General features: G+C 36.4%; 1 pseudogene. It reads right to left on the reverse strand.

What is annotated here, in order from left to right:
* Positions 1 to 91: 91 nt before the first annotated feature.
* Positions 92 to 266, reverse strand: a pseudogene (locus AN214_RS23155) (transposase); the annotation flags it as partial.
* Between the last annotated feature and the right edge of the window lie 9 nt (positions 267 to 275).

The following is a 275-nucleotide window of genomic DNA, read 5'->3' on the forward strand; positions in this document are numbered from 1 at the left end:
GACTTCTCATCCTTAAGAAATGTTACTTACCCTAAACATAGAAAAACACCCAAACTAAATCAAATTAGAGTGGGTGTCTTTGTTATTTTCAAACATCAATACAAAACACCTGGGTCAATTCAAGTAGTTTATCTTCAATCCAGCTCAAATGATTGCCCTGTGACTTTATCTTCGCCACATAAAAAGGCACGCCTTACGCAACGTGAAATACAATGATAGAAAGGTGTATCAACTAGACTGATTTGTTGTTTTCTTGGAACTGCCATGACTTCTCA

Origin of the sequence: Pseudoalteromonas sp. P1-9, assembly GCF_001399975.1 — a bacterium.
GTDB lineage: Bacteria > Pseudomonadota > Gammaproteobacteria > Enterobacterales > Alteromonadaceae > Pseudoalteromonas.